The sequence below is a fragment of the Leptospira tipperaryensis genome (genome assembly GCF_001729245.1).
Classification (GTDB): domain Bacteria; phylum Spirochaetota; class Leptospiria; order Leptospirales; family Leptospiraceae; genus Leptospira; species Leptospira tipperaryensis.
Genome location: NZ_CP015217.1, coordinates 2732501 through 2750772, shown reverse-complemented (window position 1 = coordinate 2750772; position 18272 = coordinate 2732501). Strand labels below are relative to the sequence as shown.

The 18272-nt window shown below is 43.2% G+C and carries 16 protein-coding genes (1 of these 16 cut by a window edge); 7 read left to right on the top strand and 9 right to left on the bottom strand.

Going from position 1 to position 18272, the window contains the following annotated elements; translation table 11 throughout:
- Nucleotides 1–353: 353 nt before the first annotated feature.
- Nucleotides 354–800 carry a DoxX family protein gene (locus A0128_RS12960; protein WP_069607910.1) on the bottom strand — a complete coding sequence of 149 codons (447 nt, stop codon included), beginning with the start codon at nt 798–800 and terminating at the stop codon, nt 354–356.
- 276 nt (nt 801–1076) lie between these two features.
- Here A0128_RS12960 and A0128_RS12955 point away from each other — a divergent pair, with 276 nt between their 5' ends.
- Entirely contained in the window at nt 1077–2435 is a 1359-nt protein-coding gene (locus A0128_RS12955) for an Ntn hydrolase family protein (protein ID WP_069607909.1), read from the top strand.
- Here the strand turns inward: A0128_RS12955 and A0128_RS12950 are convergent.
- Nucleotides 2422–3141, bottom strand: coding sequence for a TerC family protein (locus A0128_RS12950; protein WP_069607908.1), 720 nt, complete (start codon nt 3139–3141; stop codon nt 2422–2424). The two genes, A0128_RS12955 and A0128_RS12950, sit on opposite strands and share 14 nt — an antisense overlap.
- Nucleotides 3142–3216: 75 nt before the next feature.
- Between A0128_RS12950 and A0128_RS12945 the strand changes: the two genes are divergently transcribed.
- Together A0128_RS12945 and A0128_RS12940 are read left to right on the top strand one after the other, a co-directional pair.
- The gene (locus tag A0128_RS12945; RefSeq protein WP_069607907.1) at nt 3217–3780 is read left to right on the top strand and encodes a SelL-related redox protein; all 564 of its coding nucleotides are present in this window, start codon (nt 3217–3219) and stop codon (nt 3778–3780) included.
- 69 nt (nt 3781–3849) lie between these two features.
- The gene (locus A0128_RS12940; RefSeq protein ID WP_156781835.1) at nt 3850–5127 is read left to right on the top strand and encodes a DEAD/DEAH box helicase; all 1278 of its coding nucleotides are present in this window, start codon (nt 3850–3852) and stop codon (nt 5125–5127) included.
- Nucleotides 5128–5479: 352 nt separating this feature from the next.
- On the opposite strand, the gene A0128_RS12935 is transcribed toward A0128_RS12940, so the two are convergent.
- Nucleotides 5480–5914, bottom strand: coding sequence for a universal stress protein (locus A0128_RS12935; RefSeq protein ID WP_069607906.1), 435 nt, complete (start codon nt 5912–5914; stop codon nt 5480–5482).
- 159 nt (nt 5915–6073) lie between these two features.
- On the opposite strand from A0128_RS12935, the gene A0128_RS12930 reads away from it, so the two are divergent.
- Nucleotides 6074–6922: a hypothetical protein gene (locus A0128_RS12930; protein ID WP_069607905.1), complete on the top strand. Its 849-nt coding sequence runs from the start codon at nt 6074–6076 to the stop codon at nt 6920–6922.
- Nucleotides 6923–7195: 273 nt separating this feature from the next.
- Complete coding sequence (locus tag A0128_RS12925; RefSeq protein WP_069607904.1) at nt 7196–8998, top strand: methyl-accepting chemotaxis protein; 1803 nt, start codon at nt 7196–7198, stop codon at nt 8996–8998.
- A gap of 13 nt (nt 8999–9011) precedes the next feature.
- Here A0128_RS12925 and A0128_RS12920 read toward each other — a convergent pair whose 3' ends face one another.
- Both A0128_RS12920 and A0128_RS12915 read right to left on the bottom strand, forming a co-directional pair.
- Nucleotides 9012–10478 carry a M20 family peptidase gene (locus A0128_RS12920; protein WP_069607903.1) on the bottom strand — a complete coding sequence of 489 codons (1467 nt, stop codon included), beginning with the start codon at nt 10476–10478 and terminating at the stop codon, nt 9012–9014.
- Between the two features lie 2 nt (nt 10479–10480).
- Complete coding sequence (locus A0128_RS12915) at nt 10481–11941, bottom strand: amidohydrolase family protein (RefSeq protein ID WP_069607902.1); 1461 nt, start codon at nt 11939–11941, stop codon at nt 10481–10483.
- A gap of 131 nt (nt 11942–12072) precedes the next feature.
- Between A0128_RS12915 and A0128_RS12910 the strand changes: the two genes are divergently transcribed.
- On the top strand, nt 12073–12726 hold the full coding sequence (locus A0128_RS12910) for a TetR/AcrR family transcriptional regulator (RefSeq protein WP_162274107.1): 654 nt from the start codon (nt 12073–12075) through the stop codon (nt 12724–12726).
- Between the two features lie 6 nt (nt 12727–12732).
- Here A0128_RS12910 and A0128_RS12905 read toward each other — a convergent pair whose 3' ends face one another.
- Entirely contained in the window at nt 12733–13092 is a 360-nt protein-coding gene (locus tag A0128_RS12905; protein WP_069607900.1) for a hypothetical protein, read from the bottom strand.
- A 323-nt stretch (nt 13093–13415) separates the two neighbouring features.
- Here A0128_RS12905 and A0128_RS12900 point away from each other — a divergent pair, with 323 nt between their 5' ends.
- The gene (locus A0128_RS12900) at nt 13416–13868 is read left to right on the top strand and encodes an acyl-CoA thioesterase (RefSeq protein WP_069607899.1); all 453 of its coding nucleotides are present in this window, start codon (nt 13416–13418) and stop codon (nt 13866–13868) included.
- Between the two features lie 66 nt (nt 13869–13934).
- Here the strand turns inward: A0128_RS12900 and A0128_RS12895 are convergent, their stop codons facing one another.
- From A0128_RS12895 to A0128_RS12885, 3 genes are all read right to left on the bottom strand, one after another.
- Nucleotides 13935–14915: a patatin-like phospholipase family protein gene (locus A0128_RS12895; protein WP_069607898.1), complete on the bottom strand. Its 981-nt coding sequence runs from the start codon at nt 14913–14915 to the stop codon at nt 13935–13937.
- A gap of 88 nt (nt 14916–15003) precedes the next feature.
- On the bottom strand, nt 15004–15990 hold the full coding sequence (locus tag A0128_RS12890) for an AraC family transcriptional regulator (protein WP_162274106.1): 987 nt from the start codon (nt 15988–15990) through the stop codon (nt 15004–15006).
- 465 nt (nt 15991–16455) lie between these two features.
- Nucleotides 16456–18272, bottom strand: the 3' portion of a protein-coding gene (locus A0128_RS12885) for an NHL repeat-containing protein (RefSeq protein ID WP_156781834.1). 112 nt of this gene lie beyond the right edge of the window; only the last 1817 of its 1929 coding nucleotides appear in the window; its start codon lies beyond the right edge, outside the window; it ends in the stop codon at nt 16456–16458.

Here is an 18272-nt window from a genome sequence, read left to right as displayed (position 1 = left end):
AGAAGAAAGAATTTTTGGGAGATTAAGAAATAAATTCCTCAAAAAATTTTTACTCTTTTTAAGATGATGGATTCTTATATCAAATTGGAGAAAGGGTGAGACGCTTTTGCGCGGAAGAATCTAAGACGTTGAAACGATGTTTCTTTTGGAAGCGGACTCGATTCTTATTTTTAGTCTTTGTAAGATAATAATTTGAATACTCATTTCTCCAGAAAACCGGAAGAACTTTTTTTTAAAATTTTGTCTTCCTAAAACAAACCTAAAAAATTCGGAGAGTGTCCTAAAAAAACGGACACTCTTCTTAGAATTTCCTAAAACTTGTTCACATTACGTGATTTTTATACAATGGAATTCTAAAGTAGGCTTAAGATCCAAGTGTCCAGAGAATAAGCCCCTGCGCCGGTAAAGACCAAAGCCAATGCGGCTCCGATCGCAAGAAGATGAAATTCATAACCTTCTCCTTTTTGCGCTCCAAACCAGTTGATAAAAAATCCGTGTTCTCTGTGAACCAAAAGGGTAGCCCCGAGCATAATGATCGCGATGCTCAACGCGGTAAAACGTGTGAAAAGTCCGAACACGAGCGCGACGGATCCGAGCGATTCTCCAATGATCACGAGAAATGCTACGATTGCGGGCAGGCCTGCTGTTCCCGTAAAGTATCCCATGGTCCCTTTGAAGCCGTAACCTCCAAACCATCCGAGGAGTTTTTGAGCTCCGTGTGGAAAGATTACGATTCCCAATACAACTCTCAAGACGAAAGGCCCCAGGTCGGAACTTGTGGAAAAAAGTGTTTCTAACATAATGATTCTCCTTTTTGCAACCTTCAATACTTTACGTTTGAAGTATTTGCTTTAATGTCTAATAGTTTAAACTTGAAGTATTCTGTCAATCCAAAATTCTCCCCAAGAGGTCGCCTTTTTTGAAAGATTGGGGATTTTCCGCTTCCGAAAGGGGGAGAAGATCCTAAAAAGCCGCGTAGGAATTCTTATAACTTAGGAACCCTTCTTGATTTTTGCTCCGTGGACGCAGTTTAAAAAGACTTGCTAAGCTCCGCAAAACGGAGAGTTTCTTTCGTCATGTGTGATACATTTCTAGCGACTCCTTCTTTTACCGGAAACGGTTCTATGATCTTTGGAAAGAATTCGGATCGAGAGCCGAACGAGGCACAAGCGCTCCTTCGTGTCCCTTCGCGTTCGGGTGAAAAAGAAACGAAGTGCACTTATATCAAAGTTCCGAGCGTCAAAGAAACGCAGGAAGTCATTTTGTCCAAACCCTTTCAGATGTGGGGCGCGGAGATGGGCGCTAACGCTTCGGGTGTTGTGATCGGAAACGAAGCCGTTTTTACAAAGATTCCTTTTGAAAAAAAGAATCAGGGTCTTACGGGAATGGATCTTCTTCGTCTGGCTCTGGAAAGAAGTAAGAATGCGGAGACCGCAAGAGAAACCATTCTTCAACTTTTGGAACAGTTTGGTCAGGACGCTTGCGGCGGTTATTCTAATTCTTCCTTTTACTATCACAATAGTTTTTTGATCGCCGATTCTCAGAACGCTTTTGTTCTCGAAACCGCAGGTAAGTTCTGGGCTTGGAAAAGAATCGAAGGTTTCTATTCGATCTCGAACGGTCTTACCCTCGAAGAAGACTACGACACGATTCATCCCCGCGCGATCGAGTTTGCTCTGAAAGAAGGTTGGCTGAAAAAAGGAGAATCCTTTTCGTTTCGTAAAGCATTCTCGGATTCTTTCTTTACCTTTTTTAGTAAGTGTAAGGTGCGCCGGGCAAGAACCGGTTCTATGGGAGAATCTAAAAAGGGAAGTTTGGATCCGCGGGGCGCGATGCAAATTCTCAGACAAGAAGGGGAACCGAAAAGTCTTCATTCCTTTTATCCTTCTTCTTCCGATATGGGTTCGGTTTGTCTTCACGCGACGGGACCTATTACGCCTAACGGTACTACGGGTTCCTTTGTCGCGGAGCTTAGGAATGAAGTTTCTAAAAATCGTTTCTGGTTTACGGGAACCGCGATTCCTTCGATTTCTCTTTTTCTTCCCGCCGGTTTTTCCGGGACTAGTTTTTTAGAGAAGAATTTCGAACAACCGGGTGCGACCCTGGATACTTCTCTCTGGTGGACCCACGAAAAATTTTACAGAGAGATTCAACGTTTTTATCCGGACGCTAAAAAGTTGATCGAACCGAGAATCGCTTCTCTGGAAGAAGAATGGTTCCATGAACTTTCCAAATTGGAAAAAAATTCCAATCCTTCCAAAGAGATCGATCTTTTGAGCGAAAAGGCGGCGAGGGTCGCTCTTCAGGAATATCGTTTCTGGAACGCGAATTTGTTAAACGAATTAAAGAAAAAACGTCCCAAGAAGGCCTTTGCTCCGTTTTACAATTTGCAATGGTCTTCCTGGAATCAGAAGGCCGGAATCAGCGTCTCTTAGAACTGGATTTCCGAATTCTTAAATTGATGAGTTCTACGCCGAGAGAGAAGGCCATCGAGAAATAGACGTATCCTTTCGGAATGTGGAAGTGAAGTCCGTCCGCAAACAACATCGCTCCGATCATGATCAAAAAGGAAAGCGCGAGAATTTTCATCGTCGGGTGTTCGTTGATAAAATCGCTTACCGCCCCGGAAAAGATCAACATTACAATCATCGAAAGAATCACGGCGATTACCATGACTTCGAAATGTCCGGAAAGTCCGACCGCGGTCACGATGGAGTCCACCGAAAAGATGATGTCCAAAAGGATGAGTTGTACGATGACTCCCCAGAAGGAAATTTTTTCTTTCTGAGATCCGGAATTCCCTTCTTCCGCTCCTTCGATCTTTCCGTGAATTTCGCTCGTGCTCTTTGCAATGAGAAAAAGTCCTCCACCCAACATGATGAGATCTCTTCCGGAAATCGCAAAATCAAATACGGTAAAAAGCGCGTTTGTAAGAGAAGCGATCCAAGTGACCGCAAAGAGAAGTCCGATTCTAAAACCGAGGGCGAGGGTAAGTCCTAAGTTTCTCGCCTTGGCTTGTTGATTTTTGGGAAGTTTTCCGGCGACGATGGAAAGAAATACGATGTTATCGATTCCGAGGACGATTTCCATCAAGGTTAAGGTAAGTATTGCGATGATCTTATCGGGAGTTAGGAATTCCATGCAAATGCAGTTAATTTTTCGAAAACGAAGAAATCAATCGATTTACAAGGAAATTTAAGAGGTCATACTGGAAGTATGGAATTTCTTCCGGAAGTTTTTCGAACCAAAGAGGTGAATGGAATTCATCTGCGTGCCCAGACGATTCTTCCTTGTCTTCCTCCTCGCTTGAGCCTTTTGGTTTTTTTAAGACATTCCGGTTGTATTTTTAGTAAGGAAGCAGTGCAAGATCTGAGAGAAATTTCGGAGACTTGTCTTTCCTTTCCCCCGATTCTTTTTTTCTTTCCGGGAGATGTGGAGGAGGCGAAAGAATTTTTTGACGGAGTTTGGGAAGACGCCGTTGTCGTCGCCGATTCTAAAACTCAGTTCTATCAGGAGCTCGGATTAAAAAATGCAAGTCTGGTTCAACTGGCCGGTCCGGAAGTTTTGTTGGGTACGGCAAGGGCCACTCTCAAAGGTCTTTTTTATGGGATTCCCGGAAGGAATCCTCTGCAGATGCCCGGAGCCTTTCTCGTTGTAAAGGACCGTATCGTCTGGGAACATCGTTACCGACATATCGGTGATCACCCGGATTGGAGGAATCTTCCCGGCGTTACTTTGCTTCCAGGTGCTGAATTCGGTCCGGACGTGATGCCGGCTTAAAAATGGAAACTTATTCTTCTATTCTCTTTAGGGATCTCTCAAAATCTGGATGAAACAAGCCGGTTCCCATTGCACAATCCAATAGAAAATTTTTCGAATCTTCCTTTAGCTCCTCTCATCCAACAAGCCATCAAAGACGTTGGATATTCTAAACCGACGCCGATCCAAATTCAGGCGATTCCTCCCTTACTCGAGGGGAAGGACCTTTTGGGCTGCGCCCAAACCGGTACGGGAAAGACCGCAGCTTTTGCGCTCCCGATTCTTCATAGACTCTTTACAAATCCAAGAAAAGCGGCTCCGAAACAAACTCGAGTTTTAGTTCTCACTCCGACGAGAGAACTCGCGATCCAAGTTCACGATAGTTTTAAAGTCTACGGTCAACATCTGAAATTAAAATCGGCAGTGATTTTCGGCGGAGTCGGTCAGAGTCCTCAGGTAAAAAGTCTTTCTTCGGGCGTGGACGTTCTGGTTGCTACGCCGGGAAGGCTTGTGGATCTGATTGATCAGAGATTCTTAAGCTTAAGCGAACTTGAAGTTTTCGTTTTAGACGAAGCGGATCGTATGCTCGATATGGGTTTTATTCATTCGATCAGAAAGATCATCGCGATGTTACCAAAAAAACGTCACAATCTTTTCTTCTCAGCGACCATGCCTCCCGATATCGAGAAGCTCGCGGGGACAATGCTCGTCAAACCGGTTCGTATCGAAGTGACTCCGGTTTCTTCCACGGTGGAACTAATTCAGCAATCCGTAATGTTTGTGGATTCGGATAAGAAAAAAGATCTTTTAAAACATCTTTTTAAGAATCCGGAACTCAAACGTGTGATCGTTTTTACAAAGACAAAACACGGAGCCAATCGTGTTTCCGAACTTTTGGGAAAGAGCGGAATCTCCGTGGACGTCATTCACGGAAACAAATCTCAGTCCGCGAGACAAAGGGCTTTAGAAGATTTTAGAGCCGGAAAAATCCGCTCTCTTATTGCGACCGATATCGCCGCAAGAGGAATCGACATCGACGAAATTTCTCACGTGATCAATTACGAGATTCCGAATATTCCGGAGAGTTACGTTCATAGAATCGGGAGAACCGCGAGAGCGGGAACACAAGGGGTCGCGATTTCGTTATGCGACATGGAAGAAAGGGCTTTTGTTAGAGATATTGAAAGAGTGATCGGTCAGAAGATTCCAGTCAATCAACAACAACCCTTCCATTCGGAAAACGTAATGCACTTTACCGGAAGGATTAAACCGAAATCAAATTCGGGTGGAAGACCTCCACAGAGATTTAATTCTTCTCCGAGCCGTAAGAAGTCGAATTCTCCCCCGAAGCAAAGATCTTTTCGATAGAAGAAAGGGGGGGCTTTGTCGTAGTTCCGACGATTTTTCCGTGAAAGTCGCGCCCCCGCCCTGATTGGGTGGAGGAGGCGGGTCCGCGGGAATAAGTCGCAAGACTTTCCTCTATCAGAAAAACCTACTTTTCGCAAGTAAAATTCTCTCGCACAACTTTGTAGGAACTCCAACAATTTTTCCGTGAAAGTCGCGCCCCCGCCCTGATTGGGTGGAGGAGGCGGGTCCGCGGGAAAAAGTCGCAAGACTTTCCTCTATCAGAAAATTCTACTTTTCGCAAGTAAAATTCTCTCGCACAACTTTGTAGGAACTCCAACGATTCCCTTTATTACGACGCGACGTATTCTAATTCTTATCTTACCACGGTCACAGAACAAGACGCATGGTGTACGATTCGATCCGAAACGGAGCCCACCAAAAATCTACCTACTGCGGAAAGTCCTCTGGATCCGATTACGATCATATCGTATTTACCTTTCGCGGCGGTCTCTACGATCGTATCCGCAGGATATCCTTCCAGAACCAGGCGATCCCATTTGATTTCCGGAGATTCGTCCAAAGTCGAATGAATTTTTTCAAATCTCTGTTCGCTGATCCATTTGACTCGATCCTTTCCCTCGGGCGCTTTCTCATAATAGCCGGGAAGAGGACCGAATTCTTCTACAACTTCTAAGATCGTCAAACTCGCGCTGGACGCTTTTGCGAGCGCGATTCCCATCTCCAACGCCTTCTTGGAACTCTCGGAACCGTCCACAGGAACCAAAATTTTTTTAATCAGTCTTTGCATGTTATTTCTCTTTTGCAAAGAGTGTATCTTCCCCGAGTTCATTTTCCAATCAAAAAATGGAGAATTTTATCCAAAGAAAGATTGATTTTGATCAAAGGTAGAATATCGAAATTACAAAAGTTTTAGACAAAGAACGCGCCGATCCTCCTTTTTTTGACCATGAATCAAAAGACGGACATCGATCGTATATTAGTAAATTCTTATTTAGAATATAAAAAAACGGGAAAACCCGATGTTTTGCTAAACCAGGCGGAATTTTGGATTCGCAGATTTGCGACTCGTAAATATTTACTGGACGAGGATGGAAGGGCAGAAGTTCTTCTCAAATTTATTCAAAGGATCGAAACCTTCTCGAAAATTTACGAGATAAAAGGGTATCGAAATTTCCCGGCATTCGCTTTTGTTTTTTGGAAACACCTCGTATTCAATCAATGGAAAAAAGAAAAAAGACTCTCAAAAAAAGAGGCTACGTTTTTGGATCCGGATCGTTTGGAAGGATCCGTAGTCTTCGAACCCGATTATGAAGCGTCGATCGACACGGATCGAATCTATCTCCGGCAAGCTTTGGAGAATGGGGATCGAAGAGGAATTCTCATCTTTAAATTAAAACACAATCTTTATCTGGAAAGAAACGAGATTCTCCTTCTCAAAAGTATTCTTCTCGTCTCCGGAAAATCGATTCCGGAATTCTTAAAAGAAAGAAAAGAAAAACGTTTTCGATCCCGAAACCGAGAACTCATCCTTTTGGAAAAATTAGAATCCTCACATCAGATCCTCTTTACGAAACGAAAAGACGCAAACTTCATCTCCTCCCGGCTCAAAGAAAAATACAAAAGAAAACTTTTAAAAACGGATACGATTTATACCCACCTCGAAATCGCCTTCTGGTTTGGATGGAGCGAAAACGTCATCAAAAGGCTTTATCACCAAACAATGCATAGCCTAAGAAGAGCCGGGATCGATTCGGAACAGGACGGGATTTCAGGGCCCCAAGCCGATGTGGTTTAATTTAGAATGATTCTTATAAACAGAATTCATTTTGAAAAAGATCCTTCCGATATAAGAGATTGAAAGTAAGAATCGAATCTTTCCCCGATTTCTTTTTTTTCGACCGGCAAGAAACTTTGTGTCAGAATCCTGTCTTTTTTAAGCAGGAACGGTTTCTCTCAAAGGAATTTTACCCCGCTTGTTTGCAGAAAAAAATAGTATCGTCTGATAAAATGTAGATGAGTTCGATCCTTATTATACGTTGGGCGTTCCAATTTTAAAAAAGAGTAAGAAATGAATCAGTCAGAATCACGCAAACTTCGCTGGAAATTAACGGTCGGTCTGGAATTGCTCACTACAATTTTGGCGGTTCCTTTAGCGGTGTTATTTATTATTTCGGCCGGAGGTTATGACTTTGATCAAGCCATTGCTTTGATTATCGCGGCGACGACCTCCACCCTGACTTCTTATATGGTTCCTACCGTTCGTTTTTTTTATCTCGGAAGAATTCTTCGAAAACTGGAAGATACGAACTGGTTTCCTCTCAACACTCAGGAAAGGATTGAAGTAAAAACCACAATTCTAAACTTTCCCGTTTACAATTCTATTTTTTATCTGATTCAATGGAGTTTGGGAATTCCTTTCGCCTGGTGGATCATGTGTTTCTTTTTTAATCCGACGTTTTTGGAATCGCTTCCCTTTACCTTTCTTCCCTTCATCATCTATCCTATCTTAGGCGTTTCTCATTTTTTTCTCACGGAATCTAGCTTTGTCGAAATCTTAGAATCGGATCGTCTCAACGAAGTGCAAACCGATTCCAATCGAATTCGTATGGTGGGAGTTCTTGCGAGAATTTTTAGTACGATCATTGCGATCGCGATCTTACCGGTCATCATCCTCGGTTATCTTTTATTCGAAGAAACTTCCGGTTGGATCAAACTCGGCGACGTAACCATTCCTCTGATCTTAACTCTCGTATTTATGCTCATCGCTGTAGTCGTTGCTTCTTATCAACTTTCACTTACGATCCGAAGAAATTCAGAAAACATGATTCGTATTTTTGGAGAAATGTCCAACGGAAATCTGACCCACATTCTTCCGATGGTTTCGAGCGACGAATTGGGTTCCAACAGCCGCGCTCTAAACGAATTTGTGAAACGACTTCGTATCATCGTAAAAAGCGTCGTAAGAGAAGCCGAGAAACTTTCAGGAAGTTCGAAAATTCTCGGAGACAACACAAAAGAATTATCCAGAAAGATGCAGGATCAAGCCGCTTCTACGGAAGAGATGAGTTCCGGAGTCGAAGAGATTGCGGCTTCGATTCATTCTACGGCGTCCCGTGCGGAAGGGCAGACTCAGATCGCTAAAAAAGCTCAAGCCTCTCTGGAAGAACTCGAAGGAAGAATCCGCCAGGTTCACATGGCTCTTCTCGAAACCAAGGTCGACGCGGATCGGATGAAAACCGAAACCAAAAGTGGAGAAGACGCTTTACAAGGAACTCAGAAAGCCATGGAAGCGATCGAAGAAAGCACTTCTAAAATGGGAGCTACTGTAAACGTAATCAAAGAGATCACGGACCGGATCGGCTTACTCTCGTTAAACGCAGCGATCGAAGCCGCAAGAGCGGGCGAAGCGGGAAAAGGATTTGCGGTAGTCGCTCAAGAGATCGCAAAGTTGGGAGAACAGACTCAGGATAACGCAAAAAGAATCACCTCCGCAATTTCGGAAGCGTTAAACGCTACCAAAAGCGGAAGAGAAGTCATCGAATCGACTCAAACCGTTTTTAAAAGAATCGGAGATACGGTGGGAATCACTCTCGATCGCGTTTCCGAAGTCGCACAACTTTCGGATTCTCAACTCGTCGCGAGTGAACAGGTGAAATCGGCGTTTGCGGATCTTTCCATTTCTTCCGATGAAATTCGAAATCATACGCAGGAACAGGCTCAGACATCGACCGAGTTTTCAAAAACGATCGTCGCCATTTCGGAGACTACCGAATTCTTAAATCAGGTTGTTTCCGAAATCGACGAACTCGCGGTCAAATTAAACGAACAAGCCGGAAAACTCAAATCCGAAGTGGAATTTTTTACTACCTAATCGACTTCGTTTATCAATTGGAAGAATTCAAAATCAACCTGAGATAAAAGCGAATCATCTCTTCGTAGTTCGAAATCGAAATCCTTTCGTCGATTCCGTGAAATCTTTTTACGTCGTCGGGTTTGACTCGAACTGGAAAAAAACGATACGCGTTATCCGCAACCGCGCCGTAGTGAAGAGAATCCGTGTAAGCGGAAACGATCGCGGGAGCTACTATAACGTCCGGAATCGTTTCCTGGATCGAACGTCGAATCGTTTCAAACCCGACGGAATGAACGCTGGAAACGGAAGAGGGTTCGAAAATCGTATCGGGAGGAATCAAACGGATTCTTTCGTCGTTTAAAATCTTTTCGGTTCGATTCAAAACTCCTCTGTGGGAATCTCCCTGAAGAATTCTAAAATTCACCGTTGCTTCCGCACTCGCGGGAAGGACGTTGTCCTTAAAACCTCCGGAGATTTTTGTCACCGCCGAAGTTGTATGGAGCTGAGCCCTCGTCGAATTCTTCTCACTCAGACGCGATTTCAGAATCGGACCAAAGAGCCAGAGATTGCTCATGATCCAACGCGATCCGAAATTCATCTCGGGTGCGAGCCATTCAAAGGTCGTCCTTTGAACTTCTCCCAGAGAAAGAGGAAAGGGATTTTCCTCCATTCGAGAAAGACCCGAGCTTAGAATTCCGATCGCGGTTTCTTTCGGAGGCATGGAAGAATGTCCTCCTTCTTTGAGATCCACTTCGAGTTCGAGAGAAAGATAACCTTTCCCCGCGATTCCGATCAATGCGATCGGCTTTTCGATACCGGGAATCAATCCCTCCGCGATGATCTGACCTTCGTCTAAAACATATTCAAATCGAATGTTTCTTTTTTTAAAAATTTCCATGATCGCTTTGGCCCCGAGTTTTCCGTAGATCGTTTCCTCGTCTTGTCCGATCGCGATAAAGATGGATCGTTCCGGAACATATCCTTTCTTTATAAGAATTTCAACAGATTCTAATATAGCAAAAACGCTGCTCTTATCGTCCCAGGCTCCTCTTCCCCAGACAAAACCGTCTCGAATTTCTCCTCCGAACGGCTTGTGCGTCCAGAGGGAAATCGTCGACGGATCCACGTCCACAACGTCGGAATGTGTACAGAGAAGAATCGGTTTTAAGTTTGGATTTTTACCTTCCCATTCGTAAAAAAAAGAAAAGTTACTCACTTTTGTTTTTTTGAGTTTGGATTCCAGGGACGGATAACTTTTACGGATGTGTTCGTTGAATGCCGTAAACTCATTCGAATTTGCGTTTGTATCCGAAAGTGAGGAAACCGTTTTAAAACGAACTCCCGCCGAAAGCCGTTGTAGCGCGGCTTCGAGCTGAAGATTTTCTTTTGGAACCGGCGTTATCTTGGTTTGAAAAGATTTTACTAAAAAAGTCCGAACTAACGTAAGAAAGAGGACGAGAGCAAGAACGGATAACGCAAGAATAAAATACTTTTTCATGGTCAGTGTTTAAACTCCTTCGTTTGTTTTTCCAGTGCTAATTTTCCGAGAAACATAGAAAGTTGTTCGAATAGCAGTTTTGATTGTTGTTCTCTGAATTCTTGCACGAGAAAATCCAAATCTTTTTTTAGATAAAATTTCCCTTGAGAAACCACCGCGTAGAGACTTGAAGTTTTTGTAAGATCGGTCGTCGGATCTTCTCGAAAGATCAAAAGATCGGGAGAAGCTCCTTCTTGAATGGAAAACGAAGCCTCGTTGCCGATCGCACGATTTGAGTCTACGGTCGCCATCTTCCAAACGTCGTAGGGCGGAATTCCGGCTTCTTGAAAGAGATTCATCTCTTGATACAGGCTCGCTCCCGGAACCACGAAGGGTTGTTGAGCGTCCGAGCCCAGATGAAGAGTCGCTCCCGCTAAGAAAAGTTTTCTTAGAAGAGATTTTTTTTTCAAAATTGCGGACTGCACGTGATCTTTTAGATATTCTTTTTTGATACCTCGATAGGCCGGAATTCCGATTTCCGGATTCCAGACCACTTCTCTGTAAAACCGGGGCATCAGAGCTACGGCGGAATCCTTTTTGGCCGATTCGTAATCCGAAAAAAGCAAAAGTCTGTCGGAGGCGACTAACGTAGGCGTGTTTGCGATTTTGTTTTCGATGGAAAATTTTACGATGTCGTTTAACAATTTTTCGTTTACGTCGCCCCAGTCCGCTCCTCGGTTTAGAACGCTGTCTTTTTCTAAGGACTGCGGCCTTGGAATTCCAAAAAAATGCTGAACGTCGGGGATCTTGGATTCTTCGTAAGTCATTCCGTAGGGAACGTGGCCGATCACAGGCAAACCTTCTTTGTTCGCAGTTTCGACTAACGCGCGAATCATCGAGACGCTCAGGTTCTCATAGGATTTGATACAATCGACACCTTTCTTTTTGAGGGCACGAACCGCTTCCGAGGCTTCTTCCGGGGAATTTACGATGATCGAATTCTTCCATCTTGGAACTCCGGAGGTGACAAATGCGTCGCAGGAAACGATCTTAGGCCCGAAAAAGGTTCCTTCTTCGATTCCTTTCTTTGCGTAGGGAACCGCGGTTCCGTCGATGTCGCCCGCGATTCGAATGCTCGTAACTCCGTGCGAAAGATAGAGGAGAGAAAAATAAGGAATCAAATCCAGTAGATTGTGAGGAGGAAGATGAGCGTGCATATCTACGATTCCGGGAGTGACCGTCATGCCGGAAAATTCCGCGGAGCTCTCTTGTTTGCCTTTTCTGATTTTGAAAATTCGATTGTTCCTAAATTCGAGACTGAGTCGTGAAAAACTTTTTCGATCCGGATCAAAAACTCGCACATGATCCAAAACAAAATCGGTTTTGGGATAAATTCCGATGACAGGATACGACAACGACCTCCAAAGAATAAGAATAAAGCCGGCGATGACGCACAGCAGAGCGATGATAATTTTTTGTTTCATTAAACTTTCCCTTGCATACAATAAAAGTGAGCAATCCTCATTTTTTAGCTCAATCGAATTGTGAGGGATGCTCATTTTTTTGTCAAGAATGATTTGATTGAATGAAAAAAGAAAGAATAGAGGATGGCAGAATGGAAGGGGAGTCAGTTTTGCTTACGAGGGCCAATCCGGTCCAAAAAAGAGCACGGGAAAAACAGGAATCGATTTTGAATTCCGCCAGAGAATTGATTCTAAAGGTTGGTCCCGACCGTTTTACTCTACAAGAAATCGCCGATTATATCGGTTCTCCGATCGGGACGATCTATCGTTATTATTCGGGAAAGCCCGCGATTTTGAGAGCCATCGCTCAGTCTCATCTCGAGGGCCTTCGGTCCGATCTTCAAAACGAACTCGCTCAGTATCGGGAAAAAAATCCGGACGAGATTCAGTTTCAGAGAGTGATCAAAAAAATCTTAGAACTATTTGAAAAGGCCTATTCGAGCGATCCCGTTTTTCAGATCGTCTGGAGCGGCTCACAAGCCTATCCGGCGCTTCGAGAATTGGACCTGGAAGATACAAAGAGGAATGCGGAAATCATCGTTAGTTCGATCGAGTGTTTTGTTCCCAGGATGAAAAAACAAAGACTGATGGAACTCTGCGTTCTTATCTGCGATTCGATCGGGAGCGCGTTGCGACTAACGTCGATGATGGACGAAAAGGAAAAAAGAGGGGTTCTCTCGCAACTCCGTGGAATGATTACGAACCACCTCTATATAGCCTATAAAACTTTCGGGCCGGAAGAATAAAATCTTCTATCGAATTTCAAGTTCCGGAGTTTTCAAAAGTAAGTTCAAACCTCCGATGACTGAACCGAAGATCAAACTCGCAACGATCAGAGGAATCAAGTGAGAATAATTTCCGGGGATTACTACGAGCGAGATGAACCAGGGAAGATTCATGAGTTCGGTAAGAATGAGTGCGCTCCAAAATTTCGAAAATCCGGTTTCCACAAAACTTACGATTACCCCGCAGGAAAACCAAAAAAGAATGGATTGAACTAAAATCCAAATTCCCACGTTCGGGTCCGCAAATCCCACAAGAAGTCCCTCCAAAATTCCCGCCACGGCTCCGATCGAGAATGCGTTTCTCAAACGGATTGTTTTATTGTTCATATAATCTCCTCCTTATCTAGGTTGAAGATTTCCGTTTCCTCGAAAGAGGTAAAATGTTATTCGTTGTGTGAGAGTATTTTATGGATACAGAATATGCAGACCTTCTAAAGTAGTCTCCTAAATCCGTCATATATTTCCGATAGGATTCAGATTTTTTTATTCCATGGAATCCCGTTTGAACTCAAGAGAAATCCGTCGAGAAAATAGGGAACGAATCGCCAATATATGGGAATGAAATCCATTTCCGCTTTCTGTATCGCAGGCAACTAGGGTTTGGGAGTTTGTTGTATTTGGAAGAAAGGTGGGTCGTCAAACGGGAAAACATGCAAAATTCTAAAATAGAATCGAGACTTCTTCAAACACAGGAATATTTCACCGAAGTGCGTTGGCAAGAAATCGATCAGAACCAACACGTAAACAACATCGTGTTTCTTGGATATTTCGACGAAGCGAGGTTCCGGGCTATGACTCAATCCGGCGTGGATATGAATCGTTTACTCAAAGAGCTACATATCAGCCCGGTAGTCACCAAAATCGAATTGGAGTATAAAAACGAACTGACGTATCCGGAAAAGATCCGTATCGATTCTAAAATTAGATTCGAAGGAAAAATAAAAGGATTTCACGATCAGTATGCTTATCGTCTTTCCGACGGAAAGCTCGTGGCGGTTTGTATCGCACATTGGTTTCTTATGGATATACAAAAACGAAAACCGATCGCGCTTTCTCAAATCGGAATCGATCCCGTAAATCCCGAACTATCGTCTCTAAATTAGAATTTTATAATTTACTATTCTTTTTTAGGAATAGAACGGTTTGAAAAACGGTCTTCAAATCTTAGATTATAAAATTCTCCAGCCCTTATCCTTGAGTTTGGTTTTAAAGTGGGAGAATTCTTCTTTGATGGAAGCTACCGCCTTGAATCCGGCTTCGATGCCTCGGTTTACGGAACGAGTGAGTTTTTCCGCGCTCGTCGTAACCATCGTAAGTTCCTGATAAGTCGGGGCTACCACCTTGATTCTTACGTCTTTAGGCGGATGTTTGATAATCTGCATCGCGCGGTTGTACATCGTATGATGAACCTTGGTGATCATGTGGTGTAGTCTTTTGTTGGAAGGATACGCGAGCCAACCTTCCAGCTTTGAAATCGGATTTGAGAATTCATCCTGGCTGTTATTTAAGACAACCGTAATATCCTTATAACCCGCTTCGATCACCTTCTCAAGAGGAATCGGATCGGCGATTCCACCGTCCCCGTAAAATTGTCCGTCCAATTTCCATTTACCTCTGGTTGCGATCGGAAGGGATGTCGCAGCCTTGAGAAGATTGAGTGCGTTAGACGCCGATGTCTTTATATATTCGGCCTGAAGTTTTGCGAGATTGGTCACGACTACGTAAAGTGGAGGGGCTTCCTTTTTGTCAAAATTCTCCGAAGGAAGACGGTATTTTTCGCCAAAGATATAATCGATGAGATATTCCTGATCTAAGAGAGTTTTGCCTTTGAAGGGATGAAAGAAAGAAATAAATTTATTTCCGATGAGTTCTTTTTTCCAAATATCCAGGATCTTAAGAGATTCTTCATAACTCTGTTCGTATCCGGTAGCGTAGTAGGCAGCAGAACAAGAACCGGAGGAAACTCCGACGATAAGATCAAAATGTGTGGAAGGAATGTATTGGTGAAGAGCGGCGAGAACTCCGCCGGCAAAAGAACCTTTCATCCCGCCTCCCGCGACGATAAGCGCAGTGGATTTTTTCCCCGGTTTCGGGAGGAGATGATTGTCTCTTTTGAAAGATTCGTCTCCGGGTGTAAAATAAGAACTCATACGTTCAGCTTTTTGAAACTCGGAATTTCATCAATCAAGTATATCCTATATTTTTCAATCTGAACGAGAATTTTACTTTTTTTTGACGTTAGATTCCGTTCCTCTTCATCGCCTTTTTTTGTCGAAACGATCTGGGCGAGATTCCTACTTCTTTTTTGAAACAGGCATTGAAAGAAGAAAGGGAGTTGAAACCGGAAGCAAACGCGATTTCCAGTATTCCCAATTCTTTTTTTTCCGAAAGAAGTCTTTGGGATTCTTCGATTCTAAATCGGTTCACAAATGTGTTGAAATTTACGTTCAATCTGACGTTTAGAAATTCCGAACATTGATGGGGAGTGATTCCCAATTTTTTTGCGAAATTGCGGAGGTTTAACTTAGGATTCAAATACACTTTTTCAATTTCGATCAATTCGTTTATTTTTTTGTCTACGGCTGAAATATTTATATTTACTAATGTACTCTTTTCGTATTGAATCTGTTTGATCGTATTCGAGATCAGGTTGAAAGTATTCGGATATTTTTGACTGATAAAGAAAGTGTAAATGACGATTAGGGTCAGGGTAAAAAGAAGAATTTTATAGAGTGCTTCAAAATGATCCTCTAACCCGAGCAAAAACCGCAGATCCATCAGCAGGCTCATCAGACTAGAGACAATAGAAAGTATAAAAATAATTTGAATGTGAAGAGGCCACTTGTCCTTCAAAAAACTATTGTGAAAGATGAGATAGTATTTTCTCGCAAGGACGGTGATATAAACGGCGGGGAAGACCGCCGCGAAACGATATACGTATTCGTATCTACCTATATAATCTTCCTGGAGGTCTGAAAAGGAAGAATCCGTTAACCAAATTCTGATCGTATCCAAACTTAAGAGGGTTCCGAATAAAATCGGCGGAGACAGATGTAGAAATACCTTGCTACGTTTGATCGAGAGATCGTTGATGAGTAAATTGAAATAAAAATAAAGAAGAGGCCCGATTAAAAACATAAACACAATTTCGATCAAAAAGAAATGTGAGTATTCTAAGAACTGATTTGTAAGTAGAAACGCTCCCTTGAAAAGGAATGCGCTCATAGAAAAGAAAATTCCAAAAAGAATCCAATTCTTTTTACCGAAAGAATTTACAATTTGTGCAAAGGCCAATAGCAGGGAAAAACACCCGGCAAAGAAAAAAAAAGTGATCATTCGCTTACCTTCAATTTGTTTTAACTTTAAAATCCGATTATTGGATTTTTGGAAATGGAGCGGAAGTTTGTAAAATCTCTGACCGTCTTTTCATTCGCTTTCCATTGACTTTTAAAAACCAAATAGATAATCCGAATAAAAGATTACTTTCGTTCTTGTCTCTTATGACGAAAAGAAAGGGATAAGGATCGGTCTATGGTTTCGATTTTTGTAATCGTCAGAGGTGAAATTTTACAACAAACTCAAATCGATTCAAAATATAAAAATCGAAACCGTTCTTCTTGATTTTTTCCATCGACCAAAAATTTTCGATCGATGGAGTATTTCCCAAAATTTAGCAAATCAAAATCACAATCATTCCATTCTTCTAACAACATTCCCCATATTTGTCATGAATAAGTTTTGTCCGTCAAAGGCTATTCCCCAAGGAGTGTAAAATCCCGCGGCAGTAGCGACGCCCGAAGTTACGCTATAGCTTCCGCTTCCCGATAGAAACGTAACGGTATTCGGAAATGCTTTTGCGATTCTAACGATTCGATTGTTATAAGCGTCCGAAACAAAAAGATAATTACTTCCGTCCGAGACAATTCCTAAGGGTTCATGAAATTTTGTGCTCAAGCCGGAACGGGGCAAAGAAGAAGCGCCTGCTGCACCCGTAGTGAAACCCGCGATCGTGGTAACCGGATTTCCGCTTATCGAAAGATCGATCAGTCGGATTTTATTTGCGGAAGTATCGGATACGTACAGAGAGGTTCCATCGGCATCAAGGATCAAGGCCGATGGGTTGTTGAATTGTGCTAAAGTTCCGATCGCATTATCGCTTGGCCCGCTCAGAGGACTTCCTGCAATTCCGGCGACGGTGGAAACTATATTCGTATTCAAGTCTATCTTTCGGATGACATGATTTGCCGAATCGGCGATGTACAAATTGACTCCGTCCGTTGTAAGTGCGATCGGGCAATTGAACCTCGCAGTCGTTCCTGCCGGGCCGTCCGCGTAACCGCTTCTGTAACTGGATCCGGTCCAAACCATCGGCGCGATGACGGTTAACGTGGAAGTCCCTAAGTCGTATTTTACGATCGTGTTGGTTTCTTTGCCGGAAGCATAAACAAAAACACCGTCAGTCGCAATGCCCTGAACATTTTCCACGCTGAAAAGGTTTCGAGTCGTTCTTGTCGCGATATCAATTTTTCGAACGAGATGATTGTGATAATCGGCGACGTAGAGAGAATTTCCGTCCGTAGCCATCCCGTAGGGTTCGTCAAAATATGCTGAGTTTCCGACCGATCCGTCCACTGCGGCGCCGGCTATTCCAAGATTGCCGGAAACGACACCGGCAAAAATCGTATTTGTAAAAGGAGCCGCGACTTCCATATTTCCAGTGAGTCCGGACATATTTCCTTGAATCGAAAGACCTCCTACGATAGCGCCCTTGTTTCCGTTCAAACAATGAATTCTAATATTGTTTATGTTAGAAGAAACGACGGCTCCTTTAAACAGGGAGATTCTGCACGTTTGACCCGAAGGAGAGGATACATTTAGATTGTATGCCGAGCCGGAAGATAAAGACGACGACATTGTGAAATTATAAGGAAAAGAAGAAGTCGTTAATACGGTCTTTGAATCGCCGTTCGTAGAGTTAGTTACAACGATATTTCCATTTAACACACCACCTTCGACTGTGACCGATCCTCCGATCGAATAGCTGTCAACGCAGGCAATTGCAATATTCGTAATATTCGAACCACTCACGCTTCCCGAAGCGTTACCCACTGAGCAAACCTGCGAAGGAGAATTCGGATTTTGCGCCACGGTGACTGAGTAGGTAGAACCGCTTGCGATCGGAGTCGGAAACGAGAAGGATCCGTTAGCTGAAATTGCAAGATCGTCCGTTCCGTTATTTTTCAAAACGAGACTTCCGCCGGCTAACCCAGTAACATTTCCGGAGATAGAATAAGAATTCGTTGAGCAGACCACAGATATATTAGAGATGGAAGAAGAGGCGATCAAACCGGCCCCGTTGCTGACCGAGCAAATTTGCGAAGGAGTCGAAGGATTTTGAAACACGGTGACATTGTAGGAAGAGCCGGAGTTTAACGAATTGGAAAATGAAAACGATCCATTCGAAACAATAGACAGGGAATCCGAACCGTTGTTTTGGAGAATGAGTC